Raw genomic sequence first — 16,892 nt, forward strand, 5'->3', positions numbered from 1 at the left:
AGCCAGCAGCAAGTTGCAACCCCCTGCAACCCTGGTGGACGGCCAGGCCTTGTTTGAAACTTGAGCGACGCCGTCCCGAGCGGCGTTCGCGGCCTCGAACGGGCCAAGGCGGGGGTGGTGCCGCGTCGGCGCAGCACCACCCCCTACCTCCGGCGGTCGGGCGGGGTTTCGCGGTAGGGGGTGCCTGCTTGATGTGCGGTGGCGTCTGCGGGTTCGGTGTGGCTGGTCGCGCAGTTCCCCGCGCCCCTGGACGGTCAGGCCTGCGGCCTTGACCGGTCCACCACCGACGCGAGGTCCAGTGTCGAGGGCAGGGTGCCGAAGACCGAGCCGCCGTCTCCGCCCAAGCGGGACGCGCAGAACGCGTCGGCTACCTCCGGTGGGGCGAAACGGACCAGCAGTGAGCCCTGGAGCACGAGCGCGAGTCGCTCGGTGAGTCGTCGGGCTCGGGCCTCGATCCCCTCCAGGTCGGCCAGTTCCGTCAGCAGGTTCTTGATCGCGCCGTCCAGGCGGTGGTCGGCGCCGCGGGCCTTGCCTACCTCCTGGAGGTAGGCGTTGAGGGCCAGGGGCTCTCGTTGCAGGGCCCGTAGTACGTCCAGGGCCTGGATGTTGCCAGCGCCCTCCCAGATCGAGTTGAGCGGGGATTCGCGCACCAGCCGGGGCATGCCGGAGTCCTCGACGTAGCCGTTGCCGCCCAGGCACTCGGAGGCCTCCAGCGTCACCGGGGGGCAGCGCTTGGTCACCCAGTACTTGGCGGCCGGCACCGCGATCCGCAGGAACGCCCGCTCCTGTTCGCCGCCGTCGTCGTAGGCGGCCGCGAGCCGCAGCGCGAGGGTGGTCGCCGCCTCGGACTCCAGGGCGAGATCGGCCAGTACGTTGCGCATCAGGGGCTTGTCGACGAGCTTGCCGCCGAAGGCCTCGCGGTATGTGCAGTGGTGGACGGCCTGGGTGACGGCCTGCCGCATCAGACCCGCCGAACCGAGCACGCAGTCGAGCCGGGTCGCCGCGACCATCTCGATGATGGTCCGCACCCCCCGGTCCTCCTCGCCGACCCTGCGTGCCCAGGTGCCGTCGAACTCGACCTCGGCGGAGGCGTTGGAGCGATTGCCGAGCTTGTCCTTGAGGCGCTGGATGCGGAACGGGTTGCGGGTGCCGTCGTCCAGGACGCGCGGGACGAGGAAGCAGGTGAGGCCGTCGGGGGCCTGGGCCAGGACGAGGAAGCCGTCGGACATGGGGGCCGAGCAGAACCACTTGTGGCCGGTCAGCTCGTAGGTGCCGTCCTCGGCCAGCGGGGTGGCCCGGGTGGTGCCCGCCCGTACGTCGCTGCCGCCCTGCTTCTCCGTCATCCCCATGCCGAACAGGGCGCCCGCCTTCTGGTGCGCGGGGCGCAGCTCACGGTCGTAGACCATCGAGGTCAGACGGGGCTCCCACTCCTCGGCGAGGGCGGGGTCCGTGCGGAGCGCGGGGACGGCGGCGTGGGTCATCGACAGGGGGCAGAGGTTGCCGGCGTCCACCTGGGTCCAGATCAGGAACGCGGCGGCTCGGCGGACGTGGCCGGCGGGGCGGGTCCAGGCGGCGGTGAGGCCGGCGGAGACGCCCTTGCCGAGGAGGCGGTGCCAGGCGGGGTGGAAGTCGACTTCGTCGATGCGGTGGCCGTAGCGGTCGTGGGTGCGCAGAGTCGGGGGGTTCTCGTTGGCCTGTGTGCCCCATTCCTGGACCTGGGCGGAGCCGGAGGTTTTGCCCAGTGCCGCCAGTTCGCCTCGGACTTCGTCCAGGAGGTCGGGTTCCGTGTGGCGCTCCACCGCCGCCACCAGGGCTTTGTCGGCTGTGTAGACGTCGTGGCCGATCAGGGGTGGGGGCTGGTTGGTCACGGTGTGCGTGCTGCCTGCCATGTGGGGAACCTACCCGCCGTGGGGGTGTGAAGTCGTTCGGCGGGTGCGGGTCCGTCGTGGCCTGTCGCGCTCACGCGGCGGTAGCCGCACATCGACAGAGCCCCGCGCCCCTAGAGGGGCGCTGCCATCAGGCTTGCCAGTTCGGATTCCGCTCCTTCCGTGAGCCAATCCTCGCGGTACACGGTGTCCAGGTACCGCTCGCCCAGGTCCGGGGCGATCGCCACCGCTGTCAGGCCCCGCCGGCCGTGGTGGTCCAGCCGCTCCTGTTGCCAGAAGCGCGGGTCGTAGATCGAGCACAGCAGTGGCCGCAGTGGCCGGAAGCGGCACAGGAGCCGCTCCACCAGGACGTAGTAGCCGATGCTGAACAGCAGGGCCGCCATCAGGGACACACCGATCAGGAACACCCCGACCCGTGGGTACAGGTCGATCGCGGCGAAGCCGATGACCGTCAGCGCGAACCAGTGCAGCCACCTGATGAACAGGAACAGCCCCATCGAGCGCAGGTTGAAACGGTTCTTCGCGGCGAGGCGGCGGCCCAGTTCGGCGCCCTCGCGCAGATGGTCGAAGCGGGTGTCGCGCTCCACGGTGCGCGGGATCTCGAAGCTGGGCGAGCCGAGCAGCCCGACGCCCTCACGGACCTCGCCGTCGAGCGGGACCATCACCTTGGTCGCGAGGAGGACGTTCTCACCGGTGCGCCCGCCCACGGGGTAGGCGATGTGGTTGCCGAGGAAGTTGCGCGCCCCGATCGTGGCGCGGGCGACGCGGAAGGACGTACCCGAGTACTCGGCGTTCAGGATCGACAGCCCGTCGGCGACCATCGTGCCGCTGCCCACCGTGGCCAGGTACGGCGTCTCGTGCTGCACCTCCGTGCCGAAGTTGGAGCCGGTCTGCTCCACGTGCGAGAGGTCGTATCCGATGGACCGCAGGTAGTGGACGATGTACGAGCTGTCGCCGCACAGCCACTTGAAGAACTTGATGTTGGTCAGGCGGGCGATCGCGCGGTGCACGGAGTAGTGGAAGCCGTACAGCGGATACGTCCGGTCCGCGCGCAGCACCGGCTTGAGCGCACGCGGCACCAGGGTCACGACGGCGAGTCCGAGGACGACGAACGTCAGGAAGGCGCCGATCGACAGGCCGAGCGCCTCGGCGTAGAACGCCGCCGACGTCAGGTCCTGGGAGTCCGGGGTCAGCAGCACGTCCAGGCCGGGCGCCACGGTGAGCAGCAGATAAGTGCCGCCGATCGCGAGCGGGACGTACAGCAGGAGCGTCTGGAGCAGCGCGGCCAGCGCGTACCCGGCCCGGCGCGGGGTGGAGCAGCGGGCCGGGGGACGCGGAGGTGGTCGACGTCGGTGGGCTGGGCCGGGGAGCCGTGCCGGCGGTGGCCGGCGGGGACCGTGGCGCAGCCGTACAGGGCGGAGGCGTGGCCGAGCTGGGCGCTGTCGCCCAGGGAGGTGCCGATGTCGAGGACGGTCTTCTCGCCGACGAACGCGTCCCGGCCGAGGGTGACCGGTCCTGTCTGGATCAGGCCCTTGTGTGCCCGGTAGCAGAGGAAGGCGGAGTCCTTGCGGATCACGGTGCCGGCGCCGATCGTCAGCAGGTCGGTGCAGACGGGCACGGAGCGGGACAGGATCGTCACGCCCGGGCCGATGCGGGCGCCGAGCAGCCGCAGATGGAGCACGTAGAGCGGGTTGCCGACGAACAGTGCCATCGGGCTGGCCTGCACCAGTGCCCGCACGGTCCAGAAACGGACGTACGCCGGGCTCCAGACCGGGAACTCGGTCTCCCGCCACCGTCCGACCAGCAGCCACTTGGCCACCACCGGCAGGGCGCACGCGCCGAGGAAGAGGCCGCCGCCGAAGACCGTCGAGCGCCCATAGATCTCGACGGCTCCGTCGCCGGCGGAGACCCACTCGTAGCCGCGGGCGGTGACGACCCCGGCGAGCAGGCAGTACAGGCCGAAGACCAGCAGCTGAAGGGCCCCGCACAGGACGTAGCGGGGAGTACTGCCCGGCGGCGGTGGCGGCTCCTCGGCCCTGGCCACGGCGGGTTCGGGGGCCTGATCGAGCGCGGCGGCCAGGCTGCGGATGGTCGGATGGTCGGATGGTCGGATGGCCGTAGACGTCCCGCATCGACACGGACGGCAGGTCCGGGCGTTTCCTGACCCGGGCACAGAAGTGGGCCATCACGAGAGAGCTGGCGCAGAGATCCTCGAAGAAGTGGCTGTCGGGCGGTACATGGTCCACTTGGACGACACCGGCCAGGACTTCTGCGAGAACACGTTCAGTGCCGTTCGGCACAAAGAGCTCCTCGGTGATTGGTGCAGTTCCCCGGGGGCAGTGAGAAATGCGGTGCGACGTGTTCTGAAGGTGATGAGAGTGGCCGCGGAAAAGGGCGAGTCACAGGCAACGCGGCTGAAAAAGGTCATGGTCAGTGACCCGTGAATTCCCCCGTGTCGTGTGCGCCCGAGTGATCCTCGGCATACGCAATGAATGCAATCAGGATTGTTTCGGCAGATTCATGAACGCTTCAAGAGATTTTCGGTCATTGTCCTGTTTCCGGACCCCGAGAAATTCCGGACCGGGATGTTCACATAAGTGACCGAACATTTCGGCCAACGCGGACATGACAGAGAAACGGTTCGAATCGCCTACGTGCTCACACGGGCCCGACGCCCACCCGGGGGATGAGTGCAGCCTCCCGCGACGGATACCTTTAGGGCGTGCAGCCAGCAAGTGAATCCCCCCAGCGGCCCCCCTCCGGCCGCCTCCACCGGGCGCGTGCCCTCTATCGGGACGTCTCCAAGCGCAGGACCGCCTGGCTGCTGCTCAAGGACACCGTCAACTCGTGCATGGAGTACCGCATCCTGGGCCTCGCGGCCGAGGCCGCGTTCTTCACGCTGCTGTCCGTGCCGCCGCTGCTGCTCAGCATGATCGGCCTGCTCGGCTACGTCGACGACTGGACCGGCACCGACAGCATCAGCAGCCTGGAGGCCAACCTCCTGGAGGCCTCGCGCACCGTCCTGTCCGACAAGGGCGTGCGGCAGATCGCGCAGCCGATCCTCGACGACGTCATGAACGGCGGCCGCCCCGACGTCATCTCCATAGGCTTCCTCTTCGCCCTGTGGTCCGGCTCCCGCGCGGTCAACGTCTTCATCGACACCATCACCGTCATGTACGGCCTCGACGGCGTCCGGGGGATCGTCAAGACCCGTCTCGTGGCGTTCCTGCTCTTCCTCGCGGCCCTGCTGATCGGCTCCATCGCGCTGCCGCTGATGGTCGCGGGCCCGGACGCCGTGGTGCGGATCGTGCCGTGGTCGGAGACCCTCGTGCAGATCCTGTACTGGCCGGTGGTGATGGTCCTGTCGATCGCCTTCCTGACCACGCTCTACCACGTGTCCGTCCCCGTGCGCTCCCCCTGGATCGAGGACGTGCCCGGCGCACTGGTGGCCCTCGCCATGTGGGTGCTCGGCAGCTTCCTGCTGCGCATCTACCTCACGAACACCATCGAGGGTGCGTCGATCTACGGCTCCCTCGCCGCCGCCGTCGCCGTCATGCTGTGGATCGGCGTCTCCGCCTTCGCCGTCCTCGTCGGCGCCGCGGTCAACGCCGCGATCGACCGCGTCTGGCCGGCCGCCGCGACGGCGGCGGCCCGCGCCGCGAACGAGCGGGTCCGCGAGGCGCAGGTCGCCGAGTACGTCGCACGAGCCGCGGCCCACCACAAGATCGACCCGGAGGACCCCGACATGCCGTCGGAGTTCCCCGAGCGGTGGTCACGGTTCCTGCCGCCGGAGGACGTGACGTCGAGACTGCGAACCCACGTGAAGAGCACGCACCCCCCGCACAAGGAGGACGGTTCCTAGCAGTCGCCGGGCTGCCGGGTGTACCCAGGGGCGCGGGGCTGTATCGATGTGCGGCTACCGCCGCGATGGGGGTCCCCCCGCTCGAGCGAAGCCGAGAGTGGGGGAGCGATCAGCCACGATGAACCGGCACCTGGCAGCGTCCCCGCACCCCCCACGGCGCTACCCCTTCCAAACCCCCGCCGCGGCAGCCTCCCGCACGAAGTCCCCGAACTCCCGGGGCGAACGCCCCAGCACCTCCCGGACCCCGTCCGTGAGACGCGCGTTCCGCCCGTCGAGCAGCCCCTCGAACACCTCCACCAGGAACTCCGCCTCCTCGGCCGGCACCCCGAACCCCACCAGCGCGTCCCCGTAGTCCCGCGCCGGAACCGGGATGTACGCCAGTTCCCTCCCGGCGGCCTCGGAGATCTCCGCGACCGCCTCCCGGAACGACAGCAACCGAGGCCCCGTCAGCTCCAGTGTCCGCCCCACATAGGCGTCCCCGGACGTCAACGCCACCGCGACCACATCCGCGATGTCCCGCACATCGAGGAACGGCTCCGGAACCTCACCCGCCGGAAACGCCAGCTCCCCCCGCCGCAACTCCGCCACCAGCGGCCCCTCACTGAAGTTCTGCGAGAACCACGACGCCCGTACGACCGTCCACTGCGCCCCCGACGACTTCAGCGCCTCCTCCGTCGCCAGCGCCTGCGTCTCGCCCCGCGCCGACAGCAGCACCAGCCGCCGTACGCCGAGCCCGACCGCCTCCCGGGCGAGCGCCCCGACACCCTCGGCCGCCGCAGGGGAGCCGACGTCGGACGGATACATCAGATACGCCGCGTCCGCGTCCCGCAGGGCCTCCGCCCACGTCGTCGGGTTCTCCCAGTCGAAGCCCTGGGCCCGGGACGCGGCCCGCACCTCGAACCCCGCCGCCCCTACCGCCTGAGCCACCCGGCTGCCCGTACGACCCGAGGCGCCGGTCACCACCACTGTCTTCTTCACCGTGTTGTCTGCCATGCCTCAAGTCAACGGCCGCACGCCCCAATACCCCATCGCTGAACGGCTCATTCCCATACGCGGCCGTCTACGCTGGCCGCATGGACGCTCTCGCAGGCCTCTTGGAGGGCCCCCGCGCGCGGGGCGCCTTCATGATCCGAGCGTGTTTCGAACCCCCCTGGTGCATACGCATCGAGGACCGCGCCCCCCTCACCGTCATGCTCATGATCCGCGGCGAGGCGTGGATCACGCCGGACGCGGGAGAGCGGGTACGGCTGCGGGCCGGCGACCTCGCCATCGCCCGCGGCCCCGACCCCTACACCTGCGCCGACGACCCCGGCACCGCACCACAGGCGGTGATCCTGCCGGGCGCCGAGTGCCACTACCCGGACGGGCGCTCCCTCAACGGTTCCATGGATCTGGGCGTGCGGACCTGGGGCGACCGGCTCGACGGGTCGGCCGTGATGCTGATCGGCACGTATCTGTGGCAGGGCGAGGTCAGCGGGCGGCTGCTGGACGCGCTGCCGCCGCTGCTCACACTCACCTCCGACGTGTGGGACTGCCCGCTCACGCCGTTCCTCATGGAGGAGATCGTGCGCGACGAGCCCGGCCAGGAGGTCGTCCTCGACCGGCTGCTCGACCTGCTGGTCATCGCGGCACTGCGGGCGTGGTTCTCCAGGCCCGAGGCGGCGGCACCGGCGTGGTACCGGGCGATGGCGGACCCGGTCGTCGGGCGGGTGCTGCGGCTGATTCAGGACGATCCCGCCCACCCCTGGACGGTGGCGTCCCTCGCGGCGAAGGCCGGGGTGTCCAGGGCTGCTCTCGCCCGGCGGTTCACGGAGCTGGTGGGGGAGCCACCGATGACGTATCTGACGGGCTGGCGACTGGCGCTCGCCGCGGATCGTCTTCGGGACAGCGACGCGACGCTCGACGCGATCGCCCGGCAGGTGGGGTACGGGAGTGCGTTCGCGCTGTCCAGTGCCTTCAAGCGGGTGTACGGGGTGAGTCCGCAGGAGCATCGGGGGAGGGTGGCTTAGGAGCGCTGCCGGGTGCGGGTTGTCCGTGGTTGATCGCGCAGTTCCCCGCGCCCCTGGGCGGGTGCCGCGTAGCCTGGTTGTTATGTACGCGGAGTGGGAGTCCCGGCTCGACGGTGCCGTCGTCTGGACCAATACCCCGTCCGGGTCCGGCCCGGGGCGCGTCCTGCCCGACGGGTGCATGGATCTGCTGTGGCACGAAGGGCGGCTGCTCGTCGCCGGGCCCGACACGCGTGCGTACGTCACTGAAGGCGTGCCGACCGCGTGGGCGGGGGTTCGGTTCCCGCCCGGCACCGCGCCCGGGCTGCTCGGCGTTCCCGCCCGGGAGTTGCTCGACCGGCGGGTGGAACTCGCCGACCTCTGGCCGATCGCCGAAGTACGGCGGCTCACCGCTCGCGTGAACGCGGCCGGCGATCCGGCCCGCGGACTCGAAGAAGTGGCGTTGGGACGGGCGGCCGACACCGAGCCGCCCGATCCGCTGCTGGGGCACGTCGTGGCGGCCCTCGACGCGGGGCGCCCGGTCGCGGCGACCGCCGACGAACTCGGTCTCGGCGCCCGGCAGTTGCACCGCCGGTGCCTGGCCGCGTTCGGGTACGGGCCCAAGACGCTGGCCCGGGTGCTGCGATTGCAGCGGGCGCTCGGCCTGGCCCGGAGCGGCGTGGCGTACGCGGAGACGTCGGTTCGCGCCGGCTTCGCCGACCAGGCTCATCTGGCGCGGGACGTCAGGGAGTTGGCCGGTGTGCCGCTGACCGAGCTACTCGGCCGAGGGTAGCGGCGCGAACAGGTCGACGCCGTTGCCGTCCGGGTCGAGCAGGCTCGCGTACCGCTGGCCCCAGACGGCGTCCCACGGCTTCAGCTCGCCGTGGTGACCGGCGCCCACCAGCTCCTCGTACACCGAATCCACCTCGGCGGGGCTGTCGCACCGCAGGGCCAGCCCCGTGCGACCGCCGCCCGTCGGCGGCTGCCAGGTCGCGTGGAAGGAGCGCACCACCTCCTCGGTGTCCAGCAACAGCCGCAGTCCGCCGGGCAGTTGTGCCTCGACATGCCCCTCCTGCTCGGTTCCCTCGGGGAACTCGAAACCCAGGCGGCGGTAGAAGGCGACGGAGGCGGCCATGTCGGAGACGATCAGGCCGATGGCATCGAATCGTGGAGTCATGCGGCCACCGTAGGCAGGGCGGGGACGGTCGGTCTTGAAGGAATCGGACGTGTCCTCGACGCCGCCGCCCGCATTCAGCCGAAGCCGACCGGCCCCAGCGGGGTGTCCACCGTGAAGGAGAGCCCCACCGGCCCCTTGGTGACGGTGAGTTCGGTGTCGAGGGCCGCGAGCAGGGCGCGGATCTCGCCCGGATCGGGGGCGGTCGCGGACAGCGCCAGCAGGGGAGTGGCGGGCAGACCGGAGGCGGACGGGTGGACCGCGGTGCCCCAGTCGATGAGGAACGGCACCAGACCGGAGGGGTGCTGGGTCTCGCCGTCCGTCAGCCGCCACTCCAACAGCGTGCCGTCCGGTCTGCGGCGGCTCATCGGATGCACCGCGCCCGGGTCGTACCCCCGGGCCCGGGCGGCCGTGACCGCCGCGTCCAGGTCAGGCGGACTGATCGCCCAGGTCACCGTGCGGGGCGCCGCCAGTGTGTCGACGTCGAAGGGGCGCGGCCCCTGCGGCTCGGGCTGCTCCGGGTCCGGGCCGATGATCTCCAGATAGCCGGTACCGCCCAGCGACACCAGGTAGTTCCGGGTGCCGAACCCGATGTGCACCCCGCCCGGAGCGGGCGCCACACCGGTACGCCGGGCGAAGTCGGCGACCGTCGCCGCCAGATCGGGGGTTGCGAGGACGAGGTGGTCAAGTCGTGCGGGAATGGTGTTCATCGTGCAGTCGAGGCTACGCAGAGCGGCCTCCGTGATGGAACACCCGAACGGTGGCCGGTCGCCTCACGCGGAGGTCAGGGCCCCGTCGGGCCGCCGAAATTTTCGGACTGATCACTTCAGCGGGACCTGAACCGCCTGCGTCATAGGGTCGCCGGCATGGCACCTCGACTCCTCGTCTACACCCGCACCGCCGACTACCGGCACGACTCCATCCCGGCCGGCATCGCCGCCGTACGCACCCTCGGCGGCTTCGAGGTCGACGCGAGCGAGGACCCGACGGCACTGGAGTCACCCCTGGACCGGTACGCCGCGATCGTCTTCCTCTCCACCAGCGGCGAGGTCCTCACCCCGACCGGCCGCGAACGGCTCGCCTCCTACGTCGAGTCGGGCGGCGGCTTCGTCGGCATCCACGCGGCGGCCTGCACCGAGTACGACTGGCCGTACTACGCCGAACTGCTGGGCGCCCGCTTCGACCGGCACCCCGAGTACCAGCCCGGCAAGGCCCTCATCGAGGACCACGAGCACCCGGCCACCCGACACCTGCCCGCCGTATGGGATTTCACCGACGAGTGGTACGACTTCCGCACCAACCCCCGCGGCACGGTACGGGTGCTGGCCCGCGCCGACGAGTCGTCGTACGACGGAGGCGGCATGGGCGCCGACCATCCACTGGTCTGGTGCCGCGAGCAGGCGGCGGGGCGCGTCTTCTACACGGCGCTCGGCCACGCCGCCGAGGCGTACGAGGACCCCGACTTCCGGGCGCATCTGCTGGGCGGGATCAGTTGGGCGGCCCGGCTGGACGGTCGCGGTCCCGACCCTGGTCAGCGGTCACGGAAGACCCTTTAGGCTTCTGCTGTCGCACGGATGATCGGATCGGCGCGACAGGGGATCAGGGGAGCAGGGGGACAGGTGAACAACGCGGCTGACGTGTTCCAGCCACTTCAGGTGGACGATCCGCCCGTGGTGGCCGGTTACCGTCTCGCCGCCCGGCTGGGCGCGGGTGGCATGGGTCGGGTCTATCTGTCGCACACGGCGGGCGGCCGACCGGTGGCGATCAAGGTGGTACGCCCGGAGCTGGCCGACGACCCGGACTTCCGGCGGCGCTTCGGCCGGGAGATCAAGGCGGCCCGGCGGGTCCGGGGCGCCTACACCGCCGAGCTCATCGATGCCGACGCGGACGCCCGTCCGCCCTGGCTGGCTACGCTCTACATCCCCGGACCCTCCCTGGCGGAAGCCGTCCACCGGCGCGGCCCGCTGCCGGTGCCGGCGGTGCTGTGGCTGATGGCGGGCGTGGCCGAGGCGCTCCAGGCCATCCACGGCGAGGGAATCGTCCACCGGGACCTCAAGCCCTCCAACGTGCTCCTGGCCGCCGACGGCCCCCGGGTCATCGACTTCGGCATCTCCCTGGCCGCCGACACCACGGCCTACACGGCCACCGGCGCCGCCGTCGGCACACCCCAGTTCATGGCCCCCGAGCAGGCGGTCGCGGGCGACATCACACCGGCGACCGACGTCTTCGCGCTCGGCCAGACCGCGGCCTTCGCGGCCCTGGGCTCACCGCTGTACGGAGACGGCCCCTCCGCGACCATCCTCTACCGGATCGTCCACTCCGAACCCGACCTGTCCCGCCTGCCCGAACCCCTCCGACCGCTGCTCACGCGGTGCCTCGCCAGAGACCCCCAGGAGCGGGCCACGCTCGCCGAGGTCGTCGAGTGGTGCCGACAGCGACTGGGCGGGGACGCCGACGCGGGTGCCGGGCCGGCGGTCTGGCGCGAGGCCACGGGGCCCGAGGTGACCGTCCCGGCCCCGGTACCCGACCCCACGCCGGTGCACACGATGCCGCTGATCGCGCCGGCGCGGGCGACTGTGCCGACTGTGCCGGAGCGGGGGCGGCGTCGTCGTACGGCACTGGTCGCGGGCGCGGTGGTGGCCGCGGGTGCGTTGCTGGTGACGGGGCTGGTGTGGAAGGCCAAGGAGGGGGAGGACGGCAGCGGGGGGCGGGACACGACCGCGTCCTCGGTGACGCCGAGTGCGACGGCGTCGGGGCGGTCGGCGGGGGCGTCGACGGCGGCCGGGGCGGAAGCGAAGGGCGAGGAGGGGGCGGAGGAGGCGTCGAGTTCGTCCTCGGCTTCGACGTCGGCCGGCCAGCCTCGCGCCATATCGGCGGACCTGCCCCAGTCTCTGAACGAGAAGAACTCCCTGTACCTCCACGACGGCAAACGCCCGGCGACACGCGAGGACCGCAAGGGTGACATCCGCTTCACCTGCGAGGACGTCGGTTGTGCGCTGGAGAGTGACGCCAGCTTGATCGTTCAGTACTTCGCCGAGGAGACGGGTGCCGACTTCAAGGATTGCAGTTGGCTCCTCGACGGCGCCGAGGCCGAAACGAGCGAGGATTACCACACGTTCCCGCTCGCTGCCGCCTCCGCCGGCAGCGAGTTCTGCATCAAGCATCCCTCCGGAGACATCGCGCTGCTCGTGGTCCAGGTCAAGAGCACCGCGCTGTGGGACACGCGCGGAATGAGCTTCCTGATGGCGGACGTGTCGGTCTGGCGGGCGACCTAGACACCCGTACGGAGTCCGCCGACCCGCCCCTACCCCCGCGGCCGCCCCGTACTCGCCCGCTCCACCAACCGCGTGGACAGTTCCGTACGCGTCCCCTCCGGCCGCGTCCCCTCCATCATCCGCACCAGCAGCCGCGTCGCCGTCGCCGCCATCTCCGACAGCGGCTGGCGGACGGTGGTGAGGGCAGGGCTGGCCCAGCGGGCCTCCGGCAGGTCGTCGAAGCCGACGACGCTCATGTCGTCGGGGATGCTCAACCCCCGTTCGGCCAGGGCCTCGTAGACGCCCAGCGCCATCCGGTCCGAGCAGACGAAGACGGCGGTGGGCGGCTCGGGAAGGTCGAGGAGTTCCCGCATGCGCTCGCGGGCGACCGACTCGTCGAAGCTCGCATGACGTACGTACTCCGGGCGCTGCCGCACCCCCGCCGACGCGAGCGCCGAACGGTAGCCGGCCACCCGGGCGGTGCTGCACATCTTGCGCCGGGTCCCGGCGATCACCGCGATCCGCTCATGGCCCAGCGCCAGCAGATGCTCGGTCGCGGCCATCCCGCCCTGCCAGTTCGCCGCGCCCACCGACACCACGCCCGCCGGCGGTTCCACCACGGGATCGATCATCACGAACGGGATGCGATGCTGCTCCAGCCACGCGTACTGGGAGGCCGTCAGCTCGGCCAGGTTGAACAACACCCCTGACGAACCACGCGCGATGAGCTTGTCCAGCCAGCCCCGCTCCGGCCGGCCGCACCGCTGGCGGGTCAGCCCGGCCGACACCACCACCTCCAGGCCCGCGTCGTGGGCGGCCTCCTCCACACCGTGCAGCACCGCCCCCGACCACGAGCTGTTGAGCGAGTGCACGACGAGGTCGACCAGCGCCGGCGGCTTCGCCGCGTCGAAGCGGGGTCTGCGGACATAGCCGAGCCGGTCCAGTGCCTCGGTGACCCGGCGGCGGGTCTCGGGTGCGACGTCCTCCCGGCCGTTGACGACCTTGGAGGCGGTGGGTACGGACACCCCCGCCTCCCGAGCCACGACTGCCAGCGTCGGCCCGGCCGCCACACTCGCACTCCCCGTACGGACCATCGGGAACCACCTCTCCGGCCCGCCCGAGGGCCATGGAAAGTTTTCGACCAAGGCGGATAGTAAGCGCTTCCTACCCTAGGTTCGCCGGGGAAAGTCGGAAAGAGGCCGAGGGCTACCGGCAGGTCAGGCGAAATCCCGTGAAATCGGCGGTGAACGCCGCGTCGACAAGGTCCACGGCGTGGATGCCGGCCATCGCTCCGGTGAAACGGAGCCTGGAACCGTGGTCGTCGGAGAGCTTGCCGAAGTCGAGCGGCCCGCCGACCGGTGTGCGCACGCCGCCCCGTAGATACCAGAACCGTGCTTCCGCGCCGTCGACCGTCACACCGAGAGTGAGCGGTGCGCCCGCGTCGACGTCCACGGCGGCCACCTGCCGGGTCCCGGACTCCTCCCGTTCGACGAGGCTGAGCACCGTACGGCCACCGCTAGACCACTGCTGCCCGTGCTGCCCCTCGCCTTCCGGTTCCGCCCAGGTCAGGTCCAGGCTCAGATAGGCCTCGGTGTTGTACCAGAGCACGAGACCGGCGGCCTGCGTGAACGTCCCCGGTCGCGCCTCGACGGTGACCTCGGCCTCCGCGCGGTGCTCGGTGATGCGTTGGGCGAGCAGGCTGTGCGCCCACCAGGACTCCGGGCCGTGCCGACCGCGCAGACGGATCCAGCCGGGGCGGGTCGTGGGGTCGGCCCAGGACGGGTCGGCGTAGGCGCGCAGGGTGCTCCAGGGCCAGGCGAGGTGGGTGGCGGGGGCGGAGCTGGAGTCGGAGCTGGAGCCTGGGCCGGGTGCGCGCTCTGTGGGGTCCGAAGTCGGTGTATGCAATGGGCGGTCGACCGTAGGCGCCAGACCGTCACCGGTATGCGAGGACTCGCCGACTGTATGCGCCGAGTCGACGGCATCCGGCGGGACGTCGACTGTATGCAGTCGTACGTCGACCTCCACCGCCGGATGATGCCCACCATCCCGCAGCCTCGGCCACCCCTCCGCGTCCCACACCACCGCCTGGATCGCGGTCTCCCGCCCGAGCGGGCACCGTCGGCCGTCGACGGTATGCAATGGACGGGCGGCGAGATGGCTCAACACCCAGTCCCCGCCCGCTGTCCGGACCAACTCCCCGTGCCCCGCCTTCTGCAACGCCACGGTCGGGTCGTCCCGGGTCGTCAGCAGCGGCCGCTCGTCGACCTCGTACGGGCCGGTCAGCGCACGGCTGCGCGCGACCAGCACCCCATGCTCGAAACCGGTACCGCCCTCCGCCAGCACCAGGTAGTACCAGCCCTCCCGCCGCAGCAGCTTCGGCCCCTCCACGAGCCGTCCGTGCTGGAGCAACAGGTGGGTGTGGCCGACGGCGGCCAGGGTCTTGCGGTCCAGCTCGGTCGCCACGATGCCGGCGAAGCGCTGTCCGCCGGGGCGGCAGTCGTTCTGGAGGTTGAGGAGCCACAGTCGGCCGTCCTCGGCGTGGTACAGCGCCGGGTCGAAGCCGTGGCTCGCGACGCGGCGCGGGGCCGTCCACTCGCCGGCCGGGTCCGTCGCCGTACTGACGTAGGTGTCCACGTCGAAGTAGGGCGTGCCGACCGAGCGGACGATGGAGTACACGACCCAGAACCGTTCGCCGTCCCAGCTCAGCGACGGTGCCCAGACGCCGCCCGAGTCGGGGACGCCGGCCAGTGAGTCGCCGGGGACGGCGCCGCTGACGTGGCCCGCGTACTCCCAGTGGGCGAGGTCGCGGGAGCGGTGGATCGGGATGGTGGGGAACCACTCGAAGGAACTGGTCGCCACGTAGTACCGGTCACCGACCCGGACCAGTGAGGGGTCGGGGGCGAAGCCGCGGAGGACGGGGTTGTGAAGCAACGTCACTTCAGCGCCCCCATGGTCACGCCCGACCGCCAATAGCGGCGCATCGCGACCATCATGATCGCCATCGGGATGATGGACAGCAGGGCGCCGGTCAGTACCAGGCTGGTGAGGTCGACGCCGGACTCCGCGCGCTTGCCGGACCAGTTGTACAGGCCCAGGTTGAGGGTCCAGTTCTCCTGGCCGCGCAGCACGGTGAGGGGGAGGAAGAAGGCGTTCCAGGTGTTCACGAAGGCGAGCAGGAAGACCGTCGCGCCGCCCGTCGTCATCATCCGCAGCACGATGCTGAAGAAGATCCGCAGCTCGCCGGCGCCGTCGATACGAGCGGCCTCCAGGAGCTCGTACGGAATGGTGGCTTCTGTATACACCTTGGCGAGGTACACGCTGAACGGGTTGATCAGGCAGGGGATCAGCATCGCCCAGGGCGTGTCGACCAGGCCGATCTCCGAGAACAGCAGGTACAGCGGCAGGGTCAGCAGCGCGAGCGGGATCAGGAACGAGCCGACCACGCTCGCGAACACCAGGTTGCGGCCCGGGAAGTCGAAGCGGGCCAGACCGTAGCCTGTCGCCAGGGCGATCAGTGTGCCGCCGAGGGAGCCGACACCGGCGTACAGGAACGAGTTGAACGTCCAGCGCAGGAAGATGCCGTCGTCGTAGGTGAACACCTGGTGCAGGTTGTCCCACAGGTGCCAGCCGGAGAACCACAGACCGTTGGACTGGTACAGGCCTGTGCGGTCCTTGGTGGCGGCGACGATCAGCCACCACACCGGGAACAGGCTGTAGACGCTCGCCAGGGTCAGGCCGATGAGCAGGAACCGCTGGCCGCCGCGTGAACGGGCCGCCGGGTCGGGGCGGTTGAGACGGCGGACGGTGCGGTTGCCCGCGCGCTCTTCGGTGAGGGTCATCAGTCGGCCTCCCTCGAGGTGAGCCTGTAGAAGAGGAAGGAGGCGACGCCGAGGATCAGTGCGAGCAGGACCGAGAGCGTCGCGGCGTAGTGGTAGTTCCCGGCGTTGAACGCCTGGTTGTAGATGATCATGATCGGGGTGAAGCTGTCGTCGACCGTCTCCGGGGTGATGTTCCGGAACAGTGCCGGCTCGTTGAAGATCTGCAGCATCTGGATGATCGAGAGCATGCCGGTCAGCACCAACGCGCCCCGTACGAACGGGATCTTGATGCTGAGCGCGATCCGCCACTCGGTGGCGCCGTCGAGACGCGCGGCCTCGAACAGCTCGCGTGGCACGCCTTGCAGCGCCGCGTAGATGATCACCATGTTGTAGCCGATGCCGTGCCAGGTCAGCAGATTGCCGATGGACGGCCACACCATCGACGGCGAGAAGAAGTTCCAGTGGAAGCCGAAGAAGTCGCCGAGCGGGGTGAGCGGGCCGACGTCCGGGCTGTACACGTTGATCCACACGATCGCCGCGACCACCCCGGGGATCATGTACGGCACCAGCAGCATGATCCGGAACTTGCCGGCCACCTTGGCCGTCACCGCGTCCAGGAGCAGTGCCAGCACCAGGCTGATCAGCAGCATCATCGGGATCTGCACCACGGCGAAGACCACCACCCGCAGCACGGATCCCATGAACTTCGAGTCCGTCAGGCCCTGTTGGTAGTTGTCGAAGCCGGAGAACTCGTCGGTGGTGCCGCCCAGGCCAAGGCCGGAGGACTGCGAGCGGTACAGCGACTGATAGACGGCGTAGCCGATCGGCAGCAGATACAGGAACACGAAGCCGAGCTGGAAGGGCACCGTGAAGGCGGCACCCTTCCAGCGCAGTGAGCGAATCATCGGGATGT

At 70.5% G+C, this 16,892-nt stretch carries 16 protein-coding genes; 6 read left to right on the plus strand and 10 right to left on the minus strand.

Going from position 1 to position 16,892, the window contains the following annotated elements; genetic code table 11:
* Positions 1-254: 254 nt before the first annotated feature.
* The 3 genes from OHU89_RS37780 to OHU89_RS37790 all read right to left on the minus strand — a co-directional run bounded on the left by OHU89_RS37780 (position 255) and on the right by OHU89_RS37790 (position 3,930).
* Positions 255-1,889, minus strand: coding sequence for an acyl-CoA dehydrogenase family protein (locus OHU89_RS37780; protein ID WP_405649437.1), 1,635 nt, complete (start codon positions 1,887-1,889; stop codon positions 255-257).
* A 110-nt stretch (positions 1,890-1,999) separates the two neighbouring features.
* Positions 2,000-3,103 carry a hypothetical protein gene (locus OHU89_RS37785; protein ID WP_405649438.1) on the minus strand — a complete coding sequence of 368 codons (1,104 nt, stop codon included), beginning with the start codon at positions 3,101-3,103 and terminating at the stop codon, positions 2,000-2,002.
* Positions 3,076-3,930: a hypothetical protein gene (locus tag OHU89_RS37790; RefSeq protein WP_405649439.1), complete on the minus strand. Its 855-nt coding sequence runs from the start codon at positions 3,928-3,930 to the stop codon at positions 3,076-3,078. Before OHU89_RS37790 ends, OHU89_RS37785 begins: the two co-directional genes overlap by 28 nt.
* A 67-nt stretch (positions 3,931-3,997) precedes the next feature.
* Here OHU89_RS37790 and OHU89_RS37795 point away from each other — a divergent pair, with 67 nt between their 5' ends.
* Together OHU89_RS37795 and OHU89_RS37800 are read left to right on the plus strand one after the other, a co-directional pair.
* Positions 3,998-4,330 (plus strand): hypothetical protein, encoded by a 333-nt coding sequence (locus tag OHU89_RS37795; protein ID WP_405649440.1) that lies wholly within the window; start codon positions 3,998-4,000, stop codon positions 4,328-4,330.
* Positions 4,331-4,608: 278 nt separating this feature from the next.
* Entirely contained in the window at positions 4,609-5,748 is a 1,140-nt protein-coding gene (locus tag OHU89_RS37800) for a YihY/virulence factor BrkB family protein (protein WP_266886608.1), read from the plus strand.
* 159 nt (positions 5,749-5,907) lie between these two features.
* Here the strand turns inward: OHU89_RS37800 and OHU89_RS37805 are convergent, their stop codons facing one another.
* The gene (locus OHU89_RS37805; protein ID WP_405649441.1) at positions 5,908-6,741 is read right to left on the minus strand and encodes an NmrA family transcriptional regulator; all 834 of its coding nucleotides are present in this window, start codon (positions 6,739-6,741) and stop codon (positions 5,908-5,910) included.
* A gap of 80 nt (positions 6,742-6,821) precedes the next feature.
* Here OHU89_RS37805 and OHU89_RS37810 point away from each other — a divergent pair, with 80 nt between their 5' ends.
* Entirely contained in the window at positions 6,822-7,757 is a 936-nt protein-coding gene (locus OHU89_RS37810; RefSeq protein WP_405649442.1) for a cupin domain-containing protein, read from the plus strand.
* Between the two features lie 82 nt (positions 7,758-7,839).
* A complete protein-coding gene (locus tag OHU89_RS37815) occupies positions 7,840-8,526 on the plus strand; it encodes a helix-turn-helix domain-containing protein (protein WP_405649443.1) in 687 nt (228 codons plus the stop codon).
* On the opposite strand, the gene OHU89_RS37820 is transcribed toward OHU89_RS37815, so the two are convergent.
* Complete coding sequence (locus OHU89_RS37820) at positions 8,509-8,910, minus strand: VOC family protein (RefSeq protein ID WP_405649445.1); 402 nt, start codon at positions 8,908-8,910, stop codon at positions 8,509-8,511. The genes OHU89_RS37815 and OHU89_RS37820 overlap by 18 nt on opposite strands.
* A gap of 74 nt (positions 8,911-8,984) precedes the next feature.
* Positions 8,985-9,617, minus strand: coding sequence for a VOC family protein (locus OHU89_RS37825; RefSeq protein WP_266886602.1), 633 nt, complete (start codon positions 9,615-9,617; stop codon positions 8,985-8,987).
* Positions 9,618-9,773: 156 nt separating this feature from the next.
* Between OHU89_RS37825 and OHU89_RS37830 the strand changes: the two genes are divergently transcribed.
* Both OHU89_RS37830 and OHU89_RS37835 read left to right on the plus strand, forming a co-directional pair.
* Positions 9,774-10,463 (plus strand): ThuA domain-containing protein, encoded by a 690-nt coding sequence (locus OHU89_RS37830; protein ID WP_405649446.1) that lies wholly within the window; start codon positions 9,774-9,776, stop codon positions 10,461-10,463.
* Positions 10,464-10,526: 63 nt separating this feature from the next.
* Complete coding sequence (locus tag OHU89_RS37835; RefSeq protein WP_405649448.1) at positions 10,527-12,182, plus strand: serine/threonine-protein kinase; 1,656 nt, start codon at positions 10,527-10,529, stop codon at positions 12,180-12,182.
* 29 nt (positions 12,183-12,211) lie between these two features.
* Here OHU89_RS37835 and OHU89_RS37840 read toward each other — a convergent pair whose 3' ends face one another.
* The 4 genes from OHU89_RS37840 to OHU89_RS37855 all read right to left on the minus strand — a co-directional run bounded on the left by OHU89_RS37840 (position 12,212) and on the right by OHU89_RS37855 (position 16,884).
* The gene (locus OHU89_RS37840; protein ID WP_405649449.1) at positions 12,212-13,255 is read right to left on the minus strand and encodes a LacI family DNA-binding transcriptional regulator; all 1,044 of its coding nucleotides are present in this window, start codon (positions 13,253-13,255) and stop codon (positions 12,212-12,214) included.
* Positions 13,256-13,367: 112 nt separating this feature from the next.
* Entirely contained in the window at positions 13,368-15,098 is a 1,731-nt protein-coding gene (locus tag OHU89_RS37845; RefSeq protein ID WP_405649450.1) for a family 43 glycosylhydrolase, read from the minus strand.
* A complete protein-coding gene (locus OHU89_RS37850) occupies positions 15,095-16,000 on the minus strand; it encodes a carbohydrate ABC transporter permease (protein WP_405649451.1) in 906 nt (301 codons plus the stop codon). The genes OHU89_RS37845 and OHU89_RS37850 overlap by 4 nt, the downstream gene beginning before the upstream one ends.
* Positions 16,000-16,884 carry a carbohydrate ABC transporter permease gene (locus OHU89_RS37855; protein ID WP_405649452.1) on the minus strand — a complete coding sequence of 295 codons (885 nt, stop codon included), beginning with the start codon at positions 16,882-16,884 and terminating at the stop codon, positions 16,000-16,002. The genes OHU89_RS37850 and OHU89_RS37855 overlap by 1 nt, the downstream gene beginning before the upstream one ends.
* Positions 16,885-16,892 lie beyond the last annotated feature (8 nt).

The organism is Streptomyces sp. NBC_00019, assembly GCF_045041015.1.
In the GTDB taxonomy this organism is placed as follows: domain Bacteria; phylum Actinomycetota; class Actinomycetes; order Streptomycetales; family Streptomycetaceae; genus Streptomyces.

Excerpts from the sequence above, each read along its gene's own strand:
- OHU89_RS37840 (WP_405649449.1), bottom strand. The coding sequence starts at position 13,255 with ATGGTCCGTACGGGGAGTGCGAGTGTGGCGGCCGGGCCGACGCTGGCA.
- OHU89_RS37780 (WP_405649437.1), bottom strand. The coding sequence starts at position 1,889 with ATGGCAGGCAGCACGCACACCGTGACCAACCAGCCCCCACCCCTGATC.
- OHU89_RS37855 (WP_405649452.1), bottom strand. The coding sequence starts at position 16,884 with ATGATTCGCTCACTGCGCTGGAAGGGTGCCGCCTTCACGGTGCCCTTC.
- OHU89_RS37810 (WP_405649442.1), top strand. The coding sequence starts at position 6,822 with ATGGACGCTCTCGCAGGCCTCTTGGAGGGCCCCCGCGCGCGGGGCGCC.
- OHU89_RS37825 (WP_266886602.1), bottom strand. The coding sequence starts at position 9,617 with ATGAACACCATTCCCGCACGACTTGACCACCTCGTCCTCGCAACCCCC.
- OHU89_RS37815 (WP_405649443.1), top strand. The coding sequence starts at position 7,840 with ATGTACGCGGAGTGGGAGTCCCGGCTCGACGGTGCCGTCGTCTGGACC.
- OHU89_RS37805 (WP_405649441.1), bottom strand. The coding sequence starts at position 6,741 with ATGGCAGACAACACGGTGAAGAAGACAGTGGTGGTGACCGGCGCCTCG.
- OHU89_RS37850 (WP_405649451.1), bottom strand. The coding sequence starts at position 16,000 with ATGACCCTCACCGAAGAGCGCGCGGGCAACCGCACCGTCCGCCGTCTC.
- OHU89_RS37830 (WP_405649446.1), top strand. The coding sequence starts at position 9,774 with ATGGCACCTCGACTCCTCGTCTACACCCGCACCGCCGACTACCGGCAC.
- OHU89_RS37795 (WP_405649440.1), top strand. The coding sequence starts at position 3,998 with ATGGCCGTAGACGTCCCGCATCGACACGGACGGCAGGTCCGGGCGTTT.
- OHU89_RS37820 (WP_405649445.1), bottom strand. The coding sequence starts at position 8,910 with ATGACTCCACGATTCGATGCCATCGGCCTGATCGTCTCCGACATGGCC.